A 2,380-nucleotide genomic window follows, 5' to 3' on the forward strand; every position below is an offset into this window, starting at 1 on the left:
GTGGTCGCGCAACAGCGCCCGGTAATGCTTGAGGTCGCCGCCCAGGCTGTCGAGCACAGGGTCGGGCGTGGCCAGGATCTCGCCGAGAAAGCCCGCCAGGTCATCGCGCCGGGAGGCAGCGGCCAGTTCGCCGAAGACCGGCTTGGCCGTTTTGCTCTTCGAATCAGTCATGATACCCGCTCCAATCCATCCGCCCGCCGCCGGCAAAGCCGCCCATGCCGAAGCCGCCGCCATCAAATCCGCCCTGGTGCAGCAGGCCGCGCTGGCCGGCAGCATGGAACTCGCCCAGCGGCGCGAAGGACACCGCCCCGGTCCACAGCATCTCCAGGCAGTCCGGCCCGTCGTCGTGATCGGCCTGGGGAAAGCCCGTCAACTGCTCCAGCAAGGTGGACTGGCTGGCATGCAGGCGGATGCGCCCGTCCATCAGGATCGGCTGCAGGCTTTCAATGCGAAGCGCCTTGTCGGTAGTCGGCTGCACCGCCTTGGCCGGCAGCGGCACGCCCTGCTGGATGGCCGCCTTGATCAGCTCGGTGCGCAGGAATTCCTGGAACTGCACCGCCTCGACGAACCACATGACGCATTGATAGCGCCGCTGCAGGGCGATCACGTCCGAGATGATGATGCTGGGGACGCGGCGGCGGATCGACGCCTCGATCACGTCCAGGCGCGCCTGCTCGCGGTCGAACCCGCCGACCAGGATGGCGCTGGGGTCGCGCGACCGATTGTTTTTGCCCAAGGACGGGTCCAGGGCGCCGAAATAGACCAGGCGCGGCGCGCGCTCGACCCAGAACACCACCTTGGAGAAGGTGGCATCCTCGGCTATCGGGCTGTTCTGGTATTCGCTGTTGAAGGCCGACAGACCGATGCGGACGCGGATCTCCATCAGCCGCTTGAAGGGCTGGACCTCCGGCCACAGGACTTCCGCACCGCGTTCCATCTCCGCGCGGTTTTCGCGCCAGAAGGTTTCCGCAGCCTCGCGGCCATCGTTGCGCAGGGCCTCTTCCCACTGCTCCCACAGATCCATGCGGTCGGGCCAGGCCATCACCGCCTGGAACTTGGTCGCCCGCCACATCGGGTTTTTCATCTTGCGCGACAGCACCGCGTCGAGATGCAGCACCGTGCCGACATAGATCATGTCCATGCTGCCGTCGGGCGGCCCCAATGGTTCGACCGCCTTGTCGATCCAGGCTTCGCGCTTGTCGCGCTGCTCGGGGCTGCGGACATTCTCGTCATTCTCGATATCGTCAAGCACGACCAGGTCCGGGCGGTTGCTGCCGTGGCGCGCACCACGGATGCGCTTCTGCGCGCCGCCGGCCTGCAGCTTGGCGCCGTTGCGGGTGACGATCACGCCCACCTGCCAGACCGGGCCGGCGCCGCAAGCCTCGGGGAAGTCGAAGGCCAGTCGCGGATTGGTCTCCAGCTCGGCCTTGATGCCTTCGAGCATCATCGAGGCGACTTCGATGGCATCGGACAGGATGATGGGATAGCGCTTGCGCCGGGTGATCACGCACCACAGCGGGAAGAGCTGCGTGCCGTAGGTGGACTTGGCATTGCCGCGCGGCGCGGCGATGATCTCGCGCTGGCCTTCCGGCGCTTCCACGAGCTCGGGCAAGCGCTCGAACAGGAAGGCATGGAAGCGCGAGGGATTGCCACGCGCATGATGCGGGAAATAGGTCCGGCAAAAGAACTCGAAGTCATCCTGGGCGCGGGTGATGCGCGCGCGCCTGGCCTTGTCCGAGCGGTCGAACTCGCCCAGCTCCGAGGCCTGCGCGATTTCCTCGCGCACCGCCTGGGCCAATTGGGCGACTTCTTCAAGGAATTCCTTGGTGCCGAACTTGCTGTTCTTGCTCCACGCCTTGGCCATCAGCCGTACTTCTCCGCGACATGGGCGGCGAAGGGCTCCAGGATCTCGGCCAGGGCTTGGCCATGTTCCGGGTAACGGTCCCGCACAAAGGCAGCCAGATCCTGCAACAGCTCGCCCGCCACGGCATAGCGGCCCAGATCGGGCGCGGCCTTGGCGACGGCCGCCATCGTCTTCGTGAAGGCATCGGCCAGCCGCGACATCGCCTCGGCCCGCGCCAGAGGTGGCGTCTTGCCGTCCTCGTTAAGGGCCTGGACGGTGGCCTGATGCAGGGTCATGAAGTCGTTCAGCACGATCTGGGCGATGGCGCCGGCACCGGCGGCCGTCATGGCATTGACGGAACGCGCCTTGTCCCAGTCATCCCCGGTGCCGTCGGCCTGGGCTTTCCAGCGCCGGGCGGTGCCCAGCGGCACGCCATGCCTCTCGGCCGCCGCCTCAAGCCCCAAGCGGTCGTAGATGTAGGACTGGCGGACAGCAGCCCTGGTCTCGGGAGCATGGGCCATGGTCAGCGCCCTGTCA

The 2,380-nt window shown here is 66.8% G+C and carries 2 protein-coding genes; both read right to left on the reverse strand.

The features are described from left to right. Positions 1–163: 163 nt before the first annotated feature. A complete protein-coding gene (terL, locus tag EPD66_RS23310) occupies positions 164–1,864 on the reverse strand; it encodes a phage terminase large subunit (RefSeq protein WP_142850966.1) in 1,701 nt (566 codons plus the stop codon). Continuing rightward, a partial coding sequence (locus EPD66_RS23315) for a DUF1804 family protein (protein WP_221931095.1) occupies positions 1,864–2,380 on the reverse strand: 517 nt, incomplete at its 5' end. The genes terL and EPD66_RS23315, both read right to left, overlap by 1 nt.

This window comes from Telmatospirillum sp. J64-1, assembly GCF_006980715.1.
GTDB lineage: Bacteria > Pseudomonadota > Alphaproteobacteria > Rhodospirillales > Magnetospirillaceae > Oleiliquidispirillum > Oleiliquidispirillum nitrogeniifigens.

Coding starts and splice junctions, on each gene's coding strand:
- terL (WP_142850966.1), bottom strand. CDS start 1,864: ATGGCCAAGGCGTGGAGCAAGAACAGCAAGTTCGGCACCAAGGAATTC.